Source organism: Sphingorhabdus sp. (genome assembly GCF_044374345.1).
Taxonomy (GTDB): domain Bacteria; phylum Pseudomonadota; class Alphaproteobacteria; order Sphingomonadales; family Sphingomonadaceae; genus Sphingorhabdus_B.
On sequence record NZ_JBILOS010000153.1, the window covers coordinates 1 to 2,833 of the forward strand.

The 2,833-nt window shown below is 60.1% G+C and carries 4 protein-coding genes; all 4 read right to left on the reverse strand.

Annotation, left to right across the window (positions count from 1 at the left end; all coding sequences use genetic code 11):
- A partial coding sequence (locus tag ACIQ5B_RS10775) for an acyl carrier protein (protein WP_397599016.1) occupies positions 1 to 156 on the reverse strand: 156 nt, incomplete at its 3' end.
- A 90-nt stretch (positions 157 to 246) separates the two neighbouring features.
- Complete coding sequence (locus tag ACIQ5B_RS10780; protein WP_397599013.1) at positions 247 to 1,155, reverse strand: NAD-dependent epimerase/dehydratase family protein; 909 nt, start codon at positions 1,153 to 1,155, stop codon at positions 247 to 249.
- Positions 1,152 to 2,282, reverse strand: coding sequence for a glutamate 5-kinase (proB, locus tag ACIQ5B_RS10785; RefSeq protein WP_397599014.1), 1,131 nt, complete (start codon positions 2,280 to 2,282; stop codon positions 1,152 to 1,154). The genes ACIQ5B_RS10780 and proB overlap by 4 nt, the downstream gene beginning before the upstream one ends.
- Positions 2,267 to 2,833, reverse strand: a 567-nt coding sequence (locus ACIQ5B_RS10790) for a GTPase (protein WP_397599015.1), incomplete at its 5' end; no start/stop codon positions are given. The genes proB and ACIQ5B_RS10790, both read right to left, overlap by 16 nt.

Consider the following 2,833-nt stretch of genomic DNA (forward strand, 5'->3'; position numbering starts at 1 on the left):
GCTGTCTTCGACTTCAGCAACAAAATCCATGACGGTCAGGCTGTCCCATTCCAAATCACCTGCAAAAGTGGTGGTCTCGCCAACCTCGACACCTTTTTTGTTAAATGGCTCAATCAAGCCCTTTAGGCGATCAAACATTTCACTGCGGTCGGTCATACGTAAATCCTCAAATTATGTGACGGGCAATGCGCCATATCGGCGCGCTATGGCAAGGGAATAAGGCAGTATGAGGGCAAAGCCATGCGTCTACATCCACCCCTGCGCGCGATACCAGCTTGCGGTGTCTTTCAACCCCTTGGGCGTCGCGATTTCCGGCGCCCAAAGCTGGGGCGCGGGCGCAGCATCGCGATTGATTGTCCAGTCGGGATGTGCCAGATAATTGGCGCGATCGGGTGTCAGTTTCGCCTTTGCACCGCGCACCGCACGGTCGGCCCATCCGGCAAATTTCAGCAGAAACGCAGGCGCGTGCACCGTTATGACATCGCGCCCGACCGCAGCACCAATGGCCTTGGCAAAACCGGCGTGGCTCCACCCGCCCTTTGTTCCGTCATCTGCCTCAAACACGCATTTCGACACATTATCCGCCGACAGCAACGTCACCAGCAAGCGGGCCAGATCATCGACATGAATGACGGACACCCTTCCGCGCGGCGGCAGCAATGCCCACCCCTTGGCGGCGATGCGGAACATATCGAACATTTCGGTGTCGCCGGGGCCGTACACACCGGGCGGACGAATGACGGTCCAGTCGAGCGATGATGTGCGCACGAGCGCTTCGGCTGTGGCCTTACTCGCGCCGTACATCGAAAGCTCCGGATGGCGCGCAGCAAGCGAAGAGACGCACACAAAACGGCTGATGCCAGCCAATTGGGCAGCGGCGAGGATATTCGCGGTGCCGGTAACATTCCCGCTTTCAAAACCAGCCGCATCGGGCGCGTTGACGACGCCTGCGACATGCAAGACGGCATCGGCGCCTTCGCACAATTCGGTGAGGCTTGCGGTATCATTTAGGCTGCCATGAACCCAACTGACGCCCGCTTTTTTGTGCTGGTCCCGCCGCGTCAGCGCGCGGACATGCCAACCAGCGGCAATCAACCGATCCAGCGTGATCCGTCCGACAAAACCCGTCGCTCCGGTTAGCGCGACTGTTTTCACAAAAGGACCAACTGATCGCGGTGTACAAGCACAGAGCGCGGCACGGTGCCCAAGATATCCGCCAATTCGCTGGAACGATGGCCGCAAATGCGGGCGGCATCGACGGCATCATATTCGGAAAGGCCGCGCGCGACCGCAACGCCGTCATCATCACTGATGTCGATAACGTCGCCGCGTTTAAACTCACCCTCCACCGACAAGGCGCCTGCGGGTAACAAGCTGCTGCCCGAGCTGAGCGCCTGAATGGCGCCAGCATCGACGCGGATGCGGCCCTTGACGGTTAGCCGTCCGCCCAACCAGCTTTTGCGTGCTGATCCCCCGTCGCGCGGCGCAAAAAAGGTCGAAGGCCCGCCCGTTTCAAGCGCGGCGATCGGGTGATCGCGAAGTCCGGAGGCGATGACCAAACCGATGCCAGCGCGTGTCGCAATGTCGGCGGCATCCAGCTTCGACGCCATGCCGCCCGACCCCATGCCAGAGGATGAACCCTCCGCCACCATGACGCGCACGCGGCCGTCAATTTTTGCGATTGTCGGCAACAATGTCGCACCCGGCAAATGGGGCGCGCGGTCGAACAGGCCATCGACATCCGACAGCAAAATCACCCCACTGGCGCCAGCCGCCTGCGCAACGCGTGCGGCGAGCCGGTCATTGTCGCCAAAGCGGATTTCTTCAGTGGCGACGCTGTCATTTTCATTGATGACGGGAACCGCCCCTGCACCCAAAAGGCGATCGAGCGTAGCGGCAATGTTCAAATAGCGGCGGCGATCCTCCAGATCATCAAGCGTCACGAGCATTTGCGCCGCAGCAAGCGACTGGGCGTCCAATAACTCTGCCCAAATGCCCGACAGCACAATTTGCCCAACCGACGCCGCGGCCTGCGCATCGGCGAGGCTGCTGCGGCCGCCTTTTTCAAAACCCAAACGGCGCGCGCCCAATGCAATCGCGCCGGAGGTGACGATAACGATCCGCTGCCCGGCCTGATGCCGCGCGCTGATATCCGCAACGAGCGTTTCCAACCATTGCCGCCGCACATTCCCGTCGGGCTGCACCAGCAGTGACGATCCGACCTTGACCACCAACAGCGGGCAAGATGTCGGCAGAAATGCGGCGTTTAGATCGGCGACCATGTCCCGTCCTCGGTAATGCCATCGGCCTTTGCGCCTTCAATCCCGCTTTTGGCGGGCAGCGCTTCCAAGATCCGGTCGAGCACAAGATCAACGCCCTGCCCCGTCGCGCCGGAAATGGATATCACATCCAACGCGCCGGCTGCCTGCAATTGCTCGGCAATGTCGGCCATCAATTCGGGATCAAGCAAATCGCCCTTGTTGAGCGCAACAATCTGCGGCTTTTCATCCAACGCCGCGCCATATTCGCTCAGTTCGTCACACACGATATGCCACGCGGCAATGGGATCATCCTGCGTCGCGTCAATCAAATGAATGAGGATGCGGCACCGTTCGATATGGCCCAAAAAGCGATCGCCAATGCCAACGCCTTCGGCTGCGCCAGCGATAAGCCCTGGAATATCCGCCAGAACGAACTCGCGCGATTTATGATCGACCACACCCAATTGCGGGCGTGTCGTCGTGAACGGATAATCGCCAACCTTCGCCTTGGTATTGGACACCTGATTGATGAAGGTCGATTTGCCCGCGTTCGGCATGCCGACAAGTCCGGC